General features: G+C 71.8%; 16 protein-coding genes. 12 read left to right on the top strand and 4 right to left on the bottom strand.

Translation table 11 applies throughout. The annotated features are described in order from the left end of the window. Positions 1–70: 70 nt before the first annotated feature. On the bottom strand, positions 71–1,480 hold the full coding sequence (gene radA / locus ACFWPQ_RS44715; RefSeq protein ID WP_384048795.1) for a DNA repair protein RadA: 1,410 nt from the start codon (positions 1,478–1,480) through the stop codon (positions 71–73). 207 nt (positions 1,481–1,687) lie between these two features. On the opposite strand from radA, the gene ACFWPQ_RS44710 reads away from it, so the two are divergent. After that, a complete protein-coding gene (locus ACFWPQ_RS44710; protein WP_384048792.1) occupies positions 1,688–3,379 on the top strand; it encodes a hypothetical protein in 1,692 nt (563 codons plus the stop codon). 405 nt (positions 3,380–3,784) lie between these two features. On the opposite strand, the gene ACFWPQ_RS44705 is transcribed toward ACFWPQ_RS44710, so the two are convergent. Further along, positions 3,785–4,651, bottom strand: coding sequence for a hypothetical protein (locus ACFWPQ_RS44705; protein ID WP_384048789.1), 867 nt, complete (start codon positions 4,649–4,651; stop codon positions 3,785–3,787). 80 nt (positions 4,652–4,731) lie between these two features. Between ACFWPQ_RS44705 and ACFWPQ_RS44700 the strand changes: the two genes are divergently transcribed. From ACFWPQ_RS44700 to ilvD, 4 genes are all read left to right on the top strand, one after another. Continuing rightward, positions 4,732–5,664 (top strand): Ppx/GppA family phosphatase, encoded by a 933-nt coding sequence (locus ACFWPQ_RS44700; protein WP_384048786.1) that lies wholly within the window; start codon positions 4,732–4,734, stop codon positions 5,662–5,664. A gap of 84 nt (positions 5,665–5,748) precedes the next feature. Further along, positions 5,749–6,579, top strand: coding sequence for a sugar phosphate isomerase/epimerase (locus ACFWPQ_RS44695; protein ID WP_361285847.1), 831 nt, complete (start codon positions 5,749–5,751; stop codon positions 6,577–6,579). Next, positions 6,576–7,199, top strand: a complete 624-nt coding sequence (locus ACFWPQ_RS44690; protein WP_384048783.1) for a TetR family transcriptional regulator — start codon at positions 6,576–6,578, stop codon at positions 7,197–7,199. Before ACFWPQ_RS44695 ends, ACFWPQ_RS44690 begins: the two co-directional genes overlap by 4 nt. 191 nt (positions 7,200–7,390) lie before the next feature. Beyond that, positions 7,391–9,244: a dihydroxy-acid dehydratase gene (ilvD, locus tag ACFWPQ_RS44685; protein WP_384048781.1), complete on the top strand. Its 1,854-nt coding sequence runs from the start codon at positions 7,391–7,393 to the stop codon at positions 9,242–9,244. A 57-nt stretch (positions 9,245–9,301) separates the two neighbouring features. Here the strand turns inward: ilvD and ACFWPQ_RS44680 are convergent, their stop codons facing one another. Then, entirely contained in the window at positions 9,302–11,431 is a 2,130-nt protein-coding gene (locus tag ACFWPQ_RS44680; protein ID WP_384048778.1) for a serine/threonine-protein kinase, read from the bottom strand. Between the two features lie 180 nt (positions 11,432–11,611). On the opposite strand from ACFWPQ_RS44680, the gene ACFWPQ_RS44675 reads away from it, so the two are divergent. The 7 genes from ACFWPQ_RS44675 (at position 11,612) to proC (ending at position 16,763) form a co-directional block, all read left to right on the top strand. After that, on the top strand, positions 11,612–11,932 hold the full coding sequence (locus ACFWPQ_RS44675) for an SH3 domain-containing protein (RefSeq protein WP_384048775.1): 321 nt from the start codon (positions 11,612–11,614) through the stop codon (positions 11,930–11,932). Positions 11,933–12,014: 82 nt separating this feature from the next. After that, the gene (locus ACFWPQ_RS44670) at positions 12,015–12,368 is read left to right on the top strand and encodes an SH3 domain-containing protein (RefSeq protein WP_384048772.1); all 354 of its coding nucleotides are present in this window, start codon (positions 12,015–12,017) and stop codon (positions 12,366–12,368) included. 56 nt (positions 12,369–12,424) lie between these two features. Then, a complete protein-coding gene (locus ACFWPQ_RS44665) occupies positions 12,425–12,931 on the top strand; it encodes an EamA/RhaT family transporter (protein WP_384048770.1) in 507 nt (168 codons plus the stop codon). Between the two features lie 267 nt (positions 12,932–13,198). Then, entirely contained in the window at positions 13,199–14,020 is an 822-nt protein-coding gene (locus ACFWPQ_RS44660; protein ID WP_384048767.1) for a class I SAM-dependent methyltransferase, read from the top strand. A gap of 243 nt (positions 14,021–14,263) precedes the next feature. Further along, the gene (locus ACFWPQ_RS44655) at positions 14,264–15,073 is read left to right on the top strand and encodes an ABC transporter ATP-binding protein (protein ID WP_384048764.1); all 810 of its coding nucleotides are present in this window, start codon (positions 14,264–14,266) and stop codon (positions 15,071–15,073) included. Next, entirely contained in the window at positions 15,070–15,861 is a 792-nt protein-coding gene (locus ACFWPQ_RS44650) for an ABC transporter permease (RefSeq protein WP_384048761.1), read from the top strand. Before ACFWPQ_RS44655 ends, ACFWPQ_RS44650 begins: the two co-directional genes overlap by 4 nt. An 89-nt stretch (positions 15,862–15,950) precedes the next feature. Next, on the top strand, positions 15,951–16,763 hold the full coding sequence (proC, locus tag ACFWPQ_RS44645; RefSeq protein ID WP_384048758.1) for a pyrroline-5-carboxylate reductase: 813 nt from the start codon (positions 15,951–15,953) through the stop codon (positions 16,761–16,763). Positions 16,764–16,836: 73 nt separating this feature from the next. Here the strand turns inward: proC and trpS are convergent, their stop codons facing one another. Next, entirely contained in the window at positions 16,837–17,889 is a 1,053-nt protein-coding gene (trpS, locus tag ACFWPQ_RS44640; RefSeq protein WP_384048756.1) for a tryptophan--tRNA ligase, read from the bottom strand. Positions 17,890–18,431: the final 542 nt, after the last annotated feature.

Below are 18,431 nucleotides of genomic sequence, written 5' to 3'. Positions count from 1 at the left end.
CGGTCGCAGGTTCTGAGGCGCTGCCGTCCCCGTACTCGGTTCGTACGGACGGGCGAGACCAGGGCAAAGTCTACCGGCGCTCCTCCGCCTCCCGTGGGGCCTCTCGCCGACGGGAGCGCGGCAGCACCCGCAGGGCGTCCCCCATGTCGGCGACTTCCAGGACCTTCATGCCCGGCGGGATCTTGCCGGGATCGCCCGGCACGAGGGCGTGCGTGAAGCCGAGCCGGTGCGCCTCCGTGAGCCTGCGCTGCACCCCGGTGACCCGTCTGACCTCGCCCGCGAGGCCGACCTCGCCGATGGCGACCAGGTTCTTCGGGAGCGGGGTGTCGCTGGCCGCGGAGGCCAGGGCGAGGGCGATGGCCAGGTCGGCGGCGGGCTCGGAGAGCTTCACCCCGCCGACCGTCGCCGAGTAGATGTCCCGCTTCCCGAGCGCGCTGATGCGCCCGCGCTGCTCCAGCACCGCCAGCATCATGGACACCCGGGAGGTCTCCAGGCCGGAGGTGGTCCGGCGCGGGGAGGGGATCTGCGAGTCCACCGTCAGCGCCTGGACCTCGGCGACCAGCGGGCGGCGGCCCTCCAGGGTGACGGTGAGGCAGGTGCCCGGGACCGGTTCGGCGCGGCGGGTCAGGAAGAGGCCGCTCGGGTCGGCGAGGCCCGTGATGCCTTCGTCGTGCAACTCGAAGCAGCCGACCTCGTCCGTGGCGCCGTAGCGGTTCTTGACGCCCCGGACCAGGCGGAGGCGGGCGTGCCGGTCGCCCTCGAAGTGCAGGACGACGTCGACCAGGTGTTCGAGGAGCCGCGGTCCCGCGATCGCGCCGTCCTTGGTGACATGGCCCACGAGGAGGGTGGACATGCCCCGCTCCTTCGATGCGCGGATGAGCGCCCCGGCCACCTCCCGCACCTGGGCCATGCCACCCGGGGCGCCGTCGATCTCGGGGGAGGCGACCGTCTGCACGGAGTCCAGGATCAGCAGCGACGGCTTCACCGCGTCCAAGTGGCCGAGGACGGCGGCCAGATCGGTCTCGGCGGCGAGATAGAGGTGGTCGTCGATGGCGCCGATACGGTCGGCGCGCAGCCGGACCTGGCTCGCCGACTCCTCGCCGGTGACATACAGCGTGCGGTGCTCGTCGCTGGCCGACTTGGCCGCCACGTCGAGCAGCAGGGTGGACTTGCCGACGCCGGGCTCGCCGGCGAGCAGCACCACCGCGCCGGGGACCAGTCCGCCGCCGAGGACGCGGTCCAGCTCCGGGACGCCGGTGGTGCGGGCGGTGGCCTGACGGCCGTCGACCTGGCCGATCGGCACCGCGGAGGTGGTGACCCGGCCGGGTGCCGTCGTACGGACCGCGGGCGTGCCGTACTCCTCGACCGTCCCCCACGCCTGGCACTCGGCGCACCGGCCGAGCCACTTGGCCGTCTGCCAGCCGCACTCGGTGCAGCGGTAGGACGGACGGTCCTTCGAGGTCTTGGTACGGGCAGCCATGCGGAAACCGTAGCCCCCGCCACTGACAGTGGGTCCGCGGTGGCCCGAGTGACAGGTGTGGGTGGACCGGTCCCGGCCACCCCGGGACGGGAACGAGCCACGGTAGAACAGGTTCCTGTCCCCTATTGAGGGATCGTTTCACCCGTACGGATTAAAAGAGCTCAAGCCGCCAGAAGGGGCCATACGGCGCCGCCTACGGTCGCACGGGTGATGAGCATCAGTCCGGAAACCTCGCCCCGCATGACCGGCGCACACCGGGCGCACCGGGAGGCGCGCACGGCGCGTGACCGCGCGGCGGCGCGTGCGCTGGCGCAGCGGCCGCCGGCCCGCTACGAGCCGTACCTGGACGGGCTGTTCACCTACTGCCTCTCGGTGCTGTGCGACCACGACGCGGCCACCACCGCCCTCGGGGACGTCCTCGCCCTCGCCGAGCGGCGCGGCCAGCGCGTCCCGGAGGCCGCCGGGGACCGCAGGGCCTGGCTGTACGCGCTGGCCCGCTGGGCCTGTCTGCGCGGGCTCGCCCAGGCCAAGCAGAAACGTCAGGCCACCCACGCGGCGGGCCGGCACAGCGCCCCCGACCCCGTGGTCCCCGCCGACACCCAGGAGCAGCGGCGCGGCGAACTCGCCCTGCTCGCCTGGCCGGAGGCCGCCGGCACCACCCCAGAGCAGCGCGAGGCCCTCGAACTCGCGGTACGCCACCACCTCGCCGCCCACGAGGTCGCCGCCGTCCTCGGCATGGACCTGGCCGGCGCCCGGGAACTGCTCGCCTCCGCCGCCTGCGAGGTGGAACGCACCCGCGCGGCCCTCGCCGTCGTCGAGACCGGCGGCTGCCCGAGCGTCTCCCACCTCACCGGCGACAGCCAGCTGGTCCTCAGCAGCGCCCTGCGCCGGGAACTGGTCCGGCACGTCGACGACTGCCCGCGCTGCCGCCGTACCGCCGAACGCGCGGCCCCCGGCCGGTGGCCCGGCGCGATGACCACGCCCGCCGAGCTGCCCGTCCTGGAGGCGCCCCGCGCGGCCCTGCACATGGCCATGGCACACCAGCCACGCGCGCGTGGCGCCGCCGCCCCGCGCTTCGACCGGCGCGGCTTCCCGATGGACCCCAAGGACCGCGCGGCCCGCCGCGACCGGATCCGCGCGCGTGCCGTCACGACGACCGTCGTCGCCACGGTGGTGGCCGCGCCGGTGCTGGCCCTGTGGGCCGCGTACCGGGGGTCGCCGGCGGGGGAGAGCCACGAGGCGCCGTCCGCGACCGCGCGCGAGTCCGCCGGCCCCGACGCGCTCGACGGCGACACGGGCGGGGGCTACGAGAACGCCGGCAACGCCAGCACCAGACCCGGGCCGCGGATCGGCAAGGACGGCAAGGCCGACGTGTCGGTGGAGGTGATCGGCGTCACCGGGGCCGACCGGACGAAGGTCGGTGCGGGGCTCCTCGCGGTGACGGCCGCGAACGACGGCGACACCACACTGATCACGCTCGCGGCGTCCGGGGACGCGGCGGTGCGGTGGTCGGTGTCCACCCCGGCGGGCTGGCTGTACTTCTCCCGGCCGTCGGGAACGCTGCGGCCGGGCGAGTCGATCACGATCAAGGTGTACGTCGATCAGCTGCGGGAGCCGTCCGGGTACTGGAGCGCACGGGTGGCGGTGGCGCCGGCGGGGGCGGTGGTGTCGATCGACGGGTACGGGACGGCTCCGCCGACGGGCCGAGGGCCGAAACCGCCCCCTGCGGGGAGGCCGACGCCGACGGCATCCGACCCGACCCAGCCGACCCCACCGGCCACCGATCCACCGACCTCGGCCTCGCCCACACCGACACCCACGGAGTCGGACCCCGCGACCCCGACGACGTCGCCCTCACCAACGGACCCCGACAGCGAGAGCCCACCACCGACTGCGTGAGTGCCGGGGGCCCGCTGCGGGCGTAGCGGGCCCACGACCGACTCCGCGGGCACCGTCACCGGCGGCCCTCTTTCCGCCGGTCCGTTCCTCCGCCGGTCCGTTCCTCTGCCGGTCCGTTCCTCTGCCGGTCCGTTCCTCTGCCGGTGCCCTTCTTCCGCCGGTCTCTTCTTTCCGCCGCGACGGTGCTTCGCCACGACGGTGGAGTTCGGCGGTGCCGGGTTGGGCGCGCCATTCGCCGTTGCGGATGCGGTGCGTCGGTGGGTGCGGCGCCGTCGTGGCTGGTCGCGCCCACGCGGCGGAGCCGCACAGCGAATACAGCCCCGCGCCCCTTTCGGGGCGCTTCAGTGGGCGCCGGTCGAGAGGATCTGCTCTCCCCGCGCCCCTGATGGGGCGCTCTCGCGGGCGTCAGTCGGAAGGGTCCGCCGGATGCGGGGCCAGTACGGGGAGCTGGGAGGCGAGGCGGGTCTCGCAGAGTTCTGTGAGGCGGTCGTAGCCGGCCTTGCCCATCAGTTCGGTCAGTTCCGCGCGGTAGGAGACGTAGACCGGGTCGCCCGCGCCGTGGGCCGAGGTCGCCGAGGTGCACCACCAGTGCAGGTCGTGGCCGCCCGGGCCCCAGCCCCTGCGGTCGTACTCGCCGATCGAGATCTGCAGGACGCGCGTGTCGTCGGGGCGGTCGATCCAGTCGTACGTGCGGCGGATCGGGAGCTGCCAGCAGACGTCCGGCTTGGTCTCCAGCGGCTCGCGGCCCTCCCGCAGCGCCAGGATGTGCAGCGAGCAGCCGGCGCCGGCGGCGAAACCGGGGCGGTTCTGGAAGATGCAGGAGCCGTTGTACGGGCGGGTCTGGCGGGAGCCCTCGTCGTCCTCCGAGACCCAGCCGTGCTCGGTGCCCTCGGCGTGGTTCTGCCAGATGTCCGGGGTGAGCCGCGCCACATGATCGGCGACCCGCTTCTCGTCGTCCTCGTCCGAGAAGTGCGCGCCCAGCGTGCAGCAGCCGTCCTCCGCGCGGCCCGCCTGGATGCCCTGGCAGCCGCTGCCGAAGATGCAGTTCCAGCGGGAGGTCAGCCAGGTCAGATCGCAGCGGAACACCTGCTCGTCGTCCGCCGGGTCAGGGAATTCCACCCAGGCGCGCGCGAAGTCGAGGCCCTTCTCGTCCGCGGCGAGGGCCTTCTTCGACAGCATCGGCGTCTTCGCCACCTTCGCCGGCTTCACCTGCGAAGAACCATCGGCTGATTTGGCACCCTTGTGGTCCTTCGTCTTTTTCGTCTTTGGCACCCGTCCAGGGTAAGTCGCCGAGAGCGACTCCGGGGACTGCTCAGGGCCCGCGGTCAGCAGTGTTCCGTACAGTTCCGTACATGAGACTCGGTGTCCTCGACGTGGGATCTAACACGGTGCATCTGCTGGTGGTGGATGCACACCCCGGCGCGCGCCCGCTTCCGGCGCACTCGCACAAGGCGGAGTTGCGCCTTGCCGAACTCCTCGACGGCAACGGGGCGATCGGCCCCGACGGGGTCGAGAAACTGGTCGGTGTCGTCAAGGACGCCCTCCAGGCCGCGGAGGACAAGGGCGTCGAGGACCTGCTGCCGTTCGCCACCTCCGCCGTGCGCGAGGCCAGCAACGCCGACGACGTCCTCGCGCGCGTGAAGGCCGAGACCGGTGTCGAGCTCCAGGTCCTCAGCGGCGCCGAGGAGGCCCGGCTGACCTTCCTCGCGGTCCGCCGCTGGTTCGGCTGGTCCGCCGGAAAGCTGCTGGTCCTGGACATCGGCGGCGGCTCCCTGGAGATCGCCTACGGCATCGACGAGGAGCCCGACGCGACCGTCTCGCTCCCGCTCGGCGCCGGCCGGCTCACCGCGGGCTGGCTCCCCGGCGACCCGCCCTCCTCCGACGACATACGGGCGCTGCGCCGCCATGTGCGCGCCGAGATCGCCCGTACGGTCGGCGAGTTCAGCCGCTTCGGCGCCCCCGACCACGTGGTCGCCACCTCCAAGACCTTCAAGCAGCTGGCCCGCATCGCCGGCGCGGCCCGCTCCGCCGACGGCCTCTACGTCCAGCGCGAGCTCAAGCGGGGCTCCCTGGAGACCTGGGTCCCGAGGTTGGGGGCCATGACCACGGCCCAGCGCTCCGCACTCCCGGGGGTGTCGGAGGGACGGTCGGGCCAGCTGGTGGCGGGTGCGCTGGTGGCGGAGGCGGCGATGGACCTCTTCGAGGTGGAGAACCTGGAGGTGTGTCCGTGGGCGCTCAGGGAGGGGGTCATCCTCCGGCGCCTTGATCACATGGGATCAGCTTGAGCGCCCAGTCGCCGGCGCGACCCTGGTCACACCGGCGAGCAGGCGCCCCCTGCCCACTCACCCCCACCCCGTAACCTGTCCCTCGTGGCAAACCCAAGGGACGTCGTCCGCATCCCGGATGCGAAGGTCGCGCTCTCCACGGCCTCCGTCTACCCGGAGTCGACGGCGACAGCCTTCGAGATCGCCGCGCGCCTCGGCTACGACGGCGTCGAGGTCATGGTGTGGACCGACCCGGTCAGCCAGGACATCGAGGCCCTGCGCCGGCTGAGCGACTACCACCGCGTCCCGATCCTCGCCGTTCACGCCCCCTGTCTGCTGATCACCCAGCGGGTCTGGTCCACCGACCCCTGGGTGAAGCTCCAGCGGGCCCGGGCCGCCGCCGAGAAGCTGGGCGCGAGCACGGTCGTCGTGCACCCCCCGTTCCGCTGGCAGCGCCAGTACGCCCGCGACTTCGTCGAGGGGATCTGGCGCATGGCGAACGAGACGGACGTGCGGTTCGCGGTGGAGAACATGTATCCGTGGCGCTACCGCGACCGTGAGATGCTCGCGTACGCCCCGGACTGGGACGTCACCAAGGACGACTACCGGCACTTCACGATCGACCTCAGCCATGCCTCGACGTCCCGCGTCGACGCGCTCGCCATGCTCGACCGCATGGGCGGCCGGCTCGGCCATGTCCACCTCGCCGACGGCCGCGGCTCCGCCAAGGACGAGCACCTGGTGCCCGGCCGCGGCACCCAGCCCTGCGCCGAGCTGCTGGAGCGGCTCGCGGTCACCGGCTTCGACGGGCATGTCGTCATCGAGGTCAACACCCGGCGCGCGATGTCCGGCGCGGAGCGCGAGGCCGACCTCGCGGAGGCCCTGGCCTTCACCCGGCTGCACCTGGCCTCGGCGGTGAAGGTGCCCCGCCGATGACGGACGCCCCCGCCGGAAAGGGCACCGGCGCCCGCCGCCGCGGCCGGCCGCCGCGTACCGAGTCGGCCGACACCCGGGACCGCATCCTCGTCACCGCCCGCGAGGAGTTCTCCGAACACGGCTACGAGAAGACGTCCGTACGCGCCATCGCCAAGGCCGCCGGGGTCGACTCCGCCCTGATCCACCACTACTTCGGCACCAAGGAACAGATCTTCGAGGCCGCCATCTCGGTCGCCTTCGCGCCCGCGCTCAACGCGCCCACCGCCATCGCGGACGGCCCGCTGGACGGCGTCGGCGAGCGCCTGACCCGGTTCATCTTCGGCATCTGGGAGAACCCCACCACCCGTACGCCCCTCCTCGCGATCCTCCGCTCCGCCGTCACGAACGAGACGGCCGCCGCCGTCTTCCGCCGCCTGATCGTCTCCCAGCTGCTGCGCCGTCTCGCGGAGCAGCTGGACCTCCCCGACGCGGAACTGCGCGCCGAACTGGCGGGGGCACAGCTGGTGGGCTGCGCGATGCTGCGCTACGTGATCAAGGTGGAGCCGCTGGCGTCAGCGGACGTGGAGCAGCTCGTGGCCAGGGTCGCACCGGCGGTGCAGCGGCATCTGACCGGGCCCTGAGGCCCTCGACCGGCTCCTTCCCGGTCCCGCTCCCAGCCGGCTCCCGGCCCGCTCCCAGCCCCCACTCCCGGCCCCGCTCCCGGCCCGTCCTCCCGAGACACTCGTCCCGCATTCCGGACACCTCGTCCCGAGGCCTGAACAACGGGCGTACGCTCGTTAGCAGCCCTATCTGTCTGAAGGAGCGAGCGACGATGCCCGAGCTGAGGTCCCGCACAGTCACCCACGGTCGCAACATGGCGGGCGCCCGCGCCCTTATGCGCGCCTCCGGTGTACCCGGTGCGGACATCGGCCGCAAGCCGATCATCGCCGTCGCGAACTCCTTCACGGAGTTCGTGCCGGGCCACACCCACCTCCAGCCGGTCGGCCGGATCGTCTCCGAGGCGATCAAGGAGGCGGGCGGCATCCCGCGCGAGTTCAACACGATCGCCGTCGACGACGGCATCGCGATGGGCCACGGCGGCATGCTGTACTCCCTCCCCTCCCGCGACCTGATCGCGGACAGCGTGGAATACATGGTCGAGGCACACTGCGCCGACGCCCTGGTCTGCATCTCCAACTGCGACAAGATCACCCCGGGCATGCTCATGGCCGCCCTGCGCCTGAACATCCCGACGGTCTTCGTCTCCGGCGGCCCCATGGAGGCCGGCCGCGCCACCCTGGTCGACGGCACGGTCCGCACCCTCGACCTGATCGACGCGATGGTCGACGCGGCGAACGAGAACGTCTCGGACGAGGACGTCCTCCGGATCGAGGAGAACGCCTGTCCGACCTGCGGCTCCTGCTCCGGCATGTTCACCGCCAACTCGATGAACTGCCTGACGGAGGCGATCGGCCTCTCCCTCCCCGGCAACGGCTCGGTCCTGGCCACCCACACGGCCCGCAAGCAGCTGTACGTCGACGCGGCCCGCACGGTCATGGACCTCACCCGCCGCTACTACGAGCAGGACGACGAGACGGTCCTGCCGCTCAACATCGCGACCTTCGCCGCGTTCGAGAACGCGATGGCCCTGGACATCGCGATGGGCGGCTCCACCAACACGATCCTGCACCTGCTGGCGGCGGCCCAGGAGGCGGGCGTCACCTTCGGCCTCCCGGAGATCGACGCGGTCTCCCGCCGGGTCCCCTGCCTGGCCAAGGTCGCCCCGAACGTCGCGAAGACCCGCACCTACTACATGGAGGACGTGCACCGCGCCGGCGGCATCCCCGCCCTCCTCGGCGAGCTGCACCGCGGCGGCCTGCTCAACGAGGACGTCCACTCCGTCCACAGCCCCTCCCTCGCGGACTGGCTGAAGACGTGGGACGTGCGCGGCGGCTCCCCGTCCCCCGAAGCCGTCGAGCTGTGGCACGCGGCCCCCGGCTGCGTCCGCTCCGCCGAGGCCTTCTCCCAGTCCGAGCGCTGGGAGGCCCTGGACGAGGACGCGGCGGAGGGCTGCATCCGCAGCGTCGAGCACGCGTACTCCAAGGACGGCGGCCTCGCGGTCCTCAAGGGCAACCTCGCCGTCGACGGCTGCGTGGTGAAGACGGCCGGCGTCGACGAGTCCATCTGGACCTTCGAGGGCCCCGCGGTCGTCTGCGAGTCGCAGGAGGAGGCCGTCGAGAAGATCCTCAACAAGCAGGTCACGGACGGCGACGTCGTCGTGATCCGCTACGAGGGTCCCAAGGGCGGCCCCGGCATGCAGGAGATGCTCTACCCGACGTCCTTCCTCAAGGGCCGCGGCCTCGGCAAGAGCTGCGCCCTGATCACCGACGGCCGCTTCTCCGGCGGCACGTCCGGCCTCTCCATCGGCCACGCGTCCCCCGAAGCGGCCTCCGGCGGCACGATCGCCCTCGTCGAGAACGGCGACCGCATCCGCATCGACATCCCGAACCGCACGATCGAGCTCCTCGTCGACGAGGCCGAACTGTCCCGCCGCGAGCAGGCCCTGAACGGCGTGTACGCCCCGAAGAACCGCGACCGCAAGGTCTCCGCGGCCCTGCGCGCCTACGCCGCGATGGCCACCAGCGCCGACAAGGGTGCGGTGCGCGACGTGTCGAAGCTGGGCTGACCCGCCGAAGCCGCCGAAGGGGCCGCCTCCCGCACAAGGGGGGCGGCCCCTTCGCCGTCACCAGCCGGCAGGATCCTCCGGGTCCACGGCGAAGACGGTGCCGTCGGGGGCGGCGGCGTAGAGGTGGCCGTCGATGATCAGCGGAGTCGGCAGGGCCGCGGTGATCTGGCCCGAGTTCGCACCGAGGCGCGCCGGGGTCTGGCCCGTGAGCGTTCCCTTGCGGGCGTCGACGGCGAGCAGGCGTCCATCGGGCGCCGTGAAGAACACGTGCCGGTCGTCGGCCACGGGCGCCGAGCCCCGGGTCACCGATGTCTGGAGCGCCCAGAGCCGCTTGCCGCTCCCGAAGTCGACGGCCTCCAGCGAGCCGCCGGCGGCCAGCAGATAAACGACATCGCCGCGCACGCCGGCACCCGGAGCCACCCGGGGAACGGGCAGCGTCACCCGGCTGGTCGCCTTCGCGTCCGGCGCGTAGCGCACCACCGCGTCCGTCTCCCCGGAGGACGTGTTCACGGAGAGCAGGAACAGGGACCCGCCCGAACCACCGACCGGCCGCAGGTCCCCTGCCAGCCGGGCTTCCCAGCGCTTGGCACCCGTGGCCGGATCCAGCGCGGTGACCAGGGTGTCCGTCCCGTCGGCGGTGGTGCTGGTCATGTACGCCAACGGATCTCCGGTGAACGAGCTCAGGGACGGCGTGCCGCTGCCGGAGAAGGGCAGGGTCCACTTGGTGTGGCCGGACCTGCTGTCCACTCCCGTGATCACCCTGTCGGCCCCGACGAGCAGCACCGTACTGCCGGTGATCTCCGTCCCACGGTGTGCGGGCATGGTCTGCTTCCAACGTGACGTACCCGAGGCGGGGTCGAGCGCCTCGACCTGCCGGCCACCGTCCGTCCGCAGCAGCAGGAGCCCGCCGGACAGGAACGGTGAGCCGCTCGTACGATCGTCCGCGACCTTGTGCCGCCACAGCAGACGGCCGTCCGCCGGATCGAGGGCGAAGGCCAGTCCGGACCGGAAGCACAGCAACTTTCCCGCACCGGCGACGCATTGAGGCATCCCCGAACCGCCCTTGGCGACTGCCTCCGCCTGCCATGCCTCGAACGCGGTCGCGGAGCTGTGCACCGTACCGCCCACCGGGGCCGGAGCACTGCCCCCGAGCCACAGCGCGGAGGCGAACACACCACCCAGGACCAGCACACCCGCCCCAGCAGCGACGACCATGCGCCGACGCGGCGCCTTCCGAGCCTTCCGCGCCGTCCGCTCCGGTACGGCGGCAGCCGGCTCCTCCGGCGGGTCGTCGTCGGCACCACTCTCGTCGTCGACCCTGACCCGCTGTGCCGGTATGAACGCCTGCGTGTCGTACGACGCCGACAACGACCGCAGCTCCCGCATCAGTTCGTCGGGCGTGGGCCGGTCCTCGGGCTCCTTGGCGAGGCAGCGCAGCACCAGCGGAGCGAGCTCCTCCGGCATGCCGGTGAGGTCGGGCTCGTCATGGACGACCTGGTAGGCGACGACGTAGGGACTGTCCGAGTCGAACGGCCCCCGCCCCGTCGCCGCGTGCACCAGCACCGACCCGAGCGCGAAGATGTCGGCGGCGGGCCCCACTTCACGCGGCCGCCGGAACTGCTCGGGTGCCATGAACGGCGGCGTACCGATCAACTTTCCGGTCTCGGTCCGCAGTTCGCTGTCTTTCGGCCGGGAGATACCGAAGTCGATGACCTTGGGACCGTCCTCGGCGAGCAGTACGTTGCTCGGCTTGAGATCCCGATGCACCACGCCGACCCTGTGAATGTCGCGCAGCGCCTCCGCCAGCCCGGCCATCAGCCGGCGCAACTGGGCAGAGGGCATCGGCCCGTTCCGCTTCACGTGCTCGGAGAGGGTCGGGCCGGGGATGAACAGGGTGGCCATCCAGGGCCGAGCGGCCTCGGGATCGGCGTCCACGACGGGTGCGGTGAAGGCGCCGCTGACCTTGCGCGCGGCGGCCACCTCCTGCCGGAAACGGCCCCTGAACTCACGGTCCTTGGCGTACTCCGCGTGCACGACCTTCACCGCGAGCTTCAGCCCCGAGGTGCTGCGGGCCAGGTGCACCACGCCCATGCCACCGGAGCCGAGGCAGGACTCCAGGCGGTAGTGCCCGGCGTACTCTGGAAGTTCCGCTTCCGCGCCCGCTCCGGTGTTGCGCTGTGGCGTCAAGGGACCACCCCCGTGCTGGTTCCGCGGAGCGCGACGCACGGAGCCTAGTCGATGACTCGTACGAGACAGAGGCGGCTTGCTAGCTTCGGCGTACGAGTTACGCACATGTGTTTCGTGGCTCGAATGCGGGGAATCAACGGGACTCCATGGCACTCATGGGTCCAGTGGGGGGAGCAGTACATGTCTGTCGGTCAAGCGCAGGAAGCCGGGAGCGGCGGCGAGGAAGAGGCCGTCACCACGCTGGCGGCGTCCGTGAAGACGTACGCGGTCGCCCCGGGCGTCCGCCTCAACGTCCGCAGCGGCCCGGGCACCAGCTACGACATCACGCGGACCCTCCCCGAGGGCACCCGCGTCCCGATCTTCTGCCAGACGCCCGGCACGACGGTGTCCGGCTACTACGGCACGTCCAAGATCTGGGACAACATCGACAACGGCGAATACGTCTCGGACGCCTACGTCAACACCGGCAGCGACGGTTACGTGGCCGACCGCTGCGCCTGACCCGGGCTCGCGGTCCGGTCTCGCCGTCCGGGCCCGCGAACCGGTTCTGCCTTATCCGGTCTTCGGACTCCGGAGGACTCGTATGACATCGCTCAGACGCAGATCCACCCTCTTATTGGCGGCAGCCACCGGCAGCGCCTTCCTCATGCTCCTCGGCTCCGCCGCCACGGCGAACGCCGCCGCCAGTGTCCGCTACTACGACGTCGCCCCGGGCGTTCGACTGAACGTCCGCAGCGGCCCGGGCTCCAGCTACGACATCACGCGCACCCTCCCCGAGGGCGCCAAGGTGCCGATCTACTGCCAGACACCTGGTTCCACCGTGTCCGGCTACTACGGCACCTCGAACATCTGGGACAACATCAGCAACGGCGAATTCGTCTCGGACGCCTACGTCAACACGGGCAGCGACGGTTACATAGCCGACCGCTGCTCCTGACGAGACCGGTCCGACCCGACCCGGAGCCCGCGGCCGACCGGCGCCATAATCGTCCCGTGAGCGACGAACCAGGCACCCCGGACACCCCCGCGGGCTCCACCGGCGGACCCCGCCCCGAGCCCCTCCGCTTCTTCGGCACGACCTGGGTGAACCACGACGACGGCTACACCGCCCGCCGGATCGGCGTGGCCGTGGGCTCGCTCGCCGCCGCCGTCGTCTCCTGCCTGGTCCTCCGCCTCGCCTACGAGGGCGTGCAGCTGGCCGACACCGGTGCCTTCGTCTCCGTCCTCGTCGTCGCGATGTTCGCCATCTGCAGCGCCCTGGCCTTCCGCAACACCTGGGAGTCCTTCGGCAAGCGCCCCGACCCCGAACGCCAGGCCTCCCTGCGCGGCCTCCTCGCCATCGGCTTCGTCGGCTCGCTCCTCGCCTACTTCTTCCGCTCCCTCATCGAGGCCCCCGGCGAGAAACTCCACCGAGCCGAGTACGACACCGCCGTCCAGCAGCACGAACACCGCGCCACCCGCCGCTCGGGCAACCCGTCGAAGAAGAAGCGGAAGCGATAGGGCCGGCAGAGAGGCTGCTCCGGTCGCGCAGGAGATGCGCAGGCGTCGTCGCCGACGTGCCGGTCGGACAGAAAGCGCGCGGGCACAGAGGCCGGGCCGCCTGCCGGTCGTAGGTGAGGGGCGCGGGCACCGAGGCCGCCCGCCGGCCGCCCGCCAGCCACCAGCCGACCACCCCTCGGCTGCCCGTCGGCCGCCCGTGACATCTGGCCCACGCCCCCCCCCGGAAATCTCTGTCGCCCCCGGCCCGCCACCCGGGACCATGGCCGCATGACCACAGGCCAGTCGCAGTCGTATCCCCGGAACGTGATCCCGACCTCGACCCCCGCTCCCTCCCACGCCGCACGCGCCCGCTCCTTCGACGCCGCCGCGGCCCAGTACGCCGAGAACCGCCCCTCCTACCCGCCCGCCCTGCTCGACGCCGTCGAGGAGGAGGCCGGCCGCTCCCTCAGGGGCGCCCGGGTGGTCGACGTCGGCGCGGGCACCGGCATCGCGACCGCCCTCCTGCACGCGCGCGGCGCCGACGTGGTCGCGGTGGAGCCGGGGGACGGCATGGCGGCGCAGTTCCACGCCACCCTCCCCGACGTCCCGATCGTCCGCGGCAACGGCAACGCCCTCCCGCTCGCCGCCGAAACCGCCGACTTCCTCACCTACGCCCAGGCCTGGCACTGGACCGACCCGGCCCGCTCCGTGCCGGAGGCGCTGCGCGTGCTGCGTCCCGGCGGGGCGCTGGCACTGTGGTGGAACACCGACGCGCTCGACGTCGACTGGATCGCCGAATCCGCCGACCGCATCAGCCGGTTCTTCGGCATCGACGTCAGGGCGGAACAGAGCAAGTCCGCCGACCGCACCGACCTCGCCGACCCCAGCGGCCGCCTCCGCTTCGCCCGCCGCCAGGTCCGCTGGAGCCGCCGCGTCCCGGTCGACACCCACCTCGCCAACATCGGCAGCCACTCGGCGTTCCTCGTCACCCCCGAGGACCGCCGCACCGCCTTCCTCGCCGAGGAACGCGCGCACCTCCTGAAGGCCTTCCCGGACGGTGTCGTGGAGGAGACGTACGACGTCCTCCTGCTCGTCGCCCTCAACACCTGAGCGCCGCCACACCCCCCCACCGGCCCGCGGCAGCGACTCGGCCGCGGGCCGGTGGGGGCTGGTCGCGCAGTTCCTCCCCCAGCCTTCGGCCGGGGGTACCCCCAGCGGCCCTGACGGGGGCGCTACATGCGCCGCTCGTTTCAGTGCCGCCCGCGCCCGCACCCGCGCCCCCGCCCCCAAGCCCGCCACGGCCCCGGCCCTCGCCCCTTGACGCCCCACCCCCTCCCGAGCATTATTCATCACATGGTGAATTACTCGCCGGAGCCGCCCCAGGCCCCCGGCAACTCCGCCCTGCCCCCCTCCGTCCAAGCCGCCGGACTCACCGCGGTCCGCGGCCCCCGCACCGTTCTGCGCGGTCTCGACTTCACCGTCCCGCGCGGTCAGATCACCGGCCTCCTCGGCCCCTCCGGATGCGGCAAGTCCACCCTGATGCGCTCCATCGTCGGCACCCAGGCCAAGGTCACCGGCACCCTGAACGTCCTCGGCCGCCCCGCCGGTCACCCCTCCCTGCGCACCCGCATCGGCTACGTCACCCAAGCCGCCTCCGTCTACGACGACCTGACCATCCGCCAGAACCTCGACTACTTCGGCTCGATCCTCGACCCCACCCGCCCCACCGCCGCCCGTCGCGCCGACGTCGACCGGGTCCTCGGCGAAGTCGACCTCACCAGCCACGCCGACGCCCTCGCCGGCAACCTCTCCGGCGGCCAGCGCAACCGCGTCTCCCTCGCCGTCGCCCTGCTCGGCAGCCCGGAACTCCTCGTCCTCGACGAACCCACCGTCGGTCTGGACCCCGTCCTGCGCCGCGACCTCTGGAACCTCTTCCACTCCATCGCCGCCACCCGCGGCGCCACCCTCCTCATCTCCTCCCACGTCATGGACGAGGCCGAACGCTGCCACCGCCTCCTCCTCATGCGCGAGGGCGAGATCCTCGCCGACGACACCCCCGAGGCCCTGCGCACCCGCACCGGCTCCGACACCGTCGAGGCCGCCTTCCTCCACCTCGTCGACGAAGCCGCCGCCAACTCCCGCACGAAGGAAACGGCACGATGACCACCCAGACCGCGACCACCACCGCCGCCGACACCATCCCCGTCGGCGCCCTCAACCTCTCCCGCACCACCGCCACGGCCGCCCGCGTCCTGCGTCAGCTCCGCCACGACCCCCGCACCATCGCGCTGCTGATCCTCATCCCCTGCCTGATGCTGGTGCTGCTCCGCTACGTCTTCGACGGCAGCCCGCAGACCTTCGACAACATCGGCGCCTCACTCCTCGGCATCTTCCCGCTCATCACGATGTTCCTGGTGACCTCCATCGCCACCCTCCGCGAACGCACCTCCGGCACCCTCGAACGCCTCCTCGCCATGCCCCTCGGCAAAGCCGACCTCATCGCCGGCTACGCACTCGCCTTCGGCATCCTCGCGATCATCCAGTCGGCCCTCGCCACCGGCCTGGCCGTCTGGCTCCTCGGCCTCGACGTCACCGGCAGCCCCTGGCTCCTGCTCCTGGTCGCCCTGCTCGACGCCCTGCTCGGCACGGCCCTCGGTCTCTTCGTCTCGGCCTTCGCGGCCTCGGAATTCCAGGCGGTCCAGTTCATGCCCGCGGTGATCTTTCCCCAGCTCCTCCTCTGCGGCCTCTTCACCCCCCGCTCCGAGATGCACCCCGTCCTCGAGGCCATCTCCGACGTCCTCCCGATGTCCTACGCCGTCGACGGCATGAACGAGGTCCTCCACCACACCGACATGACCGCCACCTTCGTCAGGGACGTCCTGATCGTCGCCGGCTGCGCCCTGCTGGTCCTGGCCCTCGGAGCGGCCACCCTGCGACGCCGGACGGCCTAGCCACCGCCGCCCACCGTCGGCAGATGCGCCGAAGTCCGGCCAGCGGACAAACGACCCCCGCCCCGACCCCCGGTGCCAGACTGAACCGCATGAGTCAGAAAGTCGCAGTCCTCGGCACCGGCAAGATCGGCGAAGCCCTGCTCAGCGGAATGATCCGCGCCGGCTGGGCCCCCGCAGACCTCCTGGTCACCGCCCGCCGCCCCGAACGGGCCGAAGAACTCCGCGCCCGCCACGGAGTCACCCCGGTCACCAACCCCGAGGCCGCGAAGACCGCCGACACCCTGATCCTCACGGTCAAGCCGCAGGACATGGGCACCCTCCTCGACGAGCTCGCCCCGCACATCCCCGCCGACCGCCTCATCATCAGCGGCGCGGCGGGCATCCCCACCTCCTTCTTCGAGGAGCGCCTCGCCCCGGGCACCCCGGTCGTCCGTGTCATGACGAACACCCCCGCCCTCGTGGACGAGGCGATGTCCGTCATCTCCGCCGGCAGCCACGCCACGGCCGCCCACCTCGCCCACGCAGAGGAGATCTTCGGCGCAGTCGGCAAGACCCTCCGGGTCCCCGAGTCCCAGCAGGACGCCTGCACCGCCCTCTCCGGCTCGGGCCCGGCGTACTTCTTCTACCTGGTCGAGGCCATGACCGACGCCGGCATCCTGCTCGGCCTGCCCCGCGACAAGGCCCACGACCTCATCGTCCAGTCCGCGATCGGCGCCGCCGTGATGCTCCGCGACAGCGGCGAACACCCCGTCAAGCTCCGCGAGAACGTCACCTCGCCCGCCGGCACCACCATCAACGCCATCCGCGAACTGGAGAACCACGGCGTCCGCGCCGCCCTCATCGCCGCCCTCGAAGCCGCCCGCGACCGCAGCCGCGAACTCGCCTCCGGCAAGAAGGACTAGCTAGGGACTTGGTGGAGCCGAAAGGTCTGTGGATCCGTGGGGCGGTGGATCACCGCCCCACAGGCTCCTGCGCCTACCGTGCCGCGTTCAACGCGGGCTCCGCCCCCACCGCCCCCGAGCCCGAGAAGGCGCCCGGCGGCAACAGTCCGATCGCCCGGTAGGCCGTATCGACGATCGGCCGGGCGATCGCCCGAGCCTTCTCCGCCCCATGCCGCAGCACCTCCTCCACATATCCCGGATCGGCACACAGCTCCTTGTGCCTGGCCTGCACGGGCCTCAGCGTCTCCAGCACCGCCTCCGCGGTGGCCTGCTTCAGAGCGCCGTACGAATCGTGAACGGCTGCCAGTGACTCAGGGTTCCCGTCCGTGCACGCAGCGAGAATCTCCAGCAGATTCGCGACCCCGGGCCGCTCCTCCCTGTCGTACACGACCTCCCGCCCGCTGTCGGTCACGGCCCGCATGACCTTCTTCCGGATCACGTCCGGCTCGTCGAGCAGATAGACGATCCCGGGTCCGGAGTCGTCGCTCTTCCCCATCTTCGACGCCGGATCATGCAGATTCATCACCCGCGCCGCCACCGCCGGCACGGTCGCCTTCGGCACTACGAACGTGTGCCCGTACCGCTGGTTGAACCGCACCGCCAGATCCCGCGTCAGCTCCACGTGCTGCGACTGGTCGTCCCCGACCGGCACCTCGTCCGCCCCGTACGCCAGGATGTCCGCCGCCATCAGCGCCGGATACGTCAGCAGGGACAGCCGTACGCCCCGCCCACGCGCCCCCTCGCTCGCGACCTTCTCCTTGTACTGGATCATCCGCCGCATCTCACCGTCGGTCGCCACGCACTCGATGACGTAGGACAGCCGGGTGTGCTCGTCGACATGGCTCTGTACGAACACGGTGCACAGCTCCGGATCCAGCCCCGCGGCCAGCAGCAGCGTCGCCGCTTGCCGGGTGAGCCTGCGCAGCCGGGCCGGATCGTGGTCCACGGTCATCCCGTGCAGATCGACGACGCAGAACAGGGCGTCGGCCTGGTGCTGGTCCACGGCGGCCCACTGCCGCATCGCTCCCAGGTAGTTCCCCAGTGTCAGGTGCCCGGTCGGCTTGATCCCGCTGAAGACCCGTGTCATTCCCACTCCACCTCCTGGTCGGGACCGCCGTCCCCGGCGGCCGGCCCTCAGAGGTTCTGGAGGGAGATACGCGAACGGCCGCCGAAGCGGCGGCCGTTGAATACGTACGTGAGCGCGGCCGCCGTCAGGCGGGCCACCACTGCTGGGTACACGTACGCGTAGTCATGCCGGCCACGATACGCCCCGGGGGTGCCGTCCCGCCGCGAGTTGACACGCCCCAACCGGGTACGTAGTGTTCTCCGAGTTGTCCGACGTGAGCGCCGACCTCGGTCGGTCCCCGGACAGCCATTCCGCAAGTAGCTACCAGCAATCGGCGATACGTCGTCGGGGGCTTTGGCGTGCGTATTTGCGAAATGAGGAATCCACGTTCGAAAGGACGCGGCCCCGATTAGCTCGGAGGCCGGGAATCCGCTAAAGTCTCACTCGTCGGAACGGCCCAGCGGCCGGGAAGACAACTCCCGCTGACTGGGAATCAGACGCCGAAAGGATCTGATAGAGTCGGAACCGCCGGAAAGGGAAACGCGAGAGCGGAAACCTGGAAA

Source organism: Streptomyces sp. NPDC058464, from assembly GCF_042721035.1.
Classification (GTDB): domain Bacteria; phylum Actinomycetota; class Actinomycetes; order Streptomycetales; family Streptomycetaceae; genus Streptomyces.
Note: the sequence above shows the minus strand (reverse complement) of the source record. Positions and strands in the feature narration are given on the sequence as shown.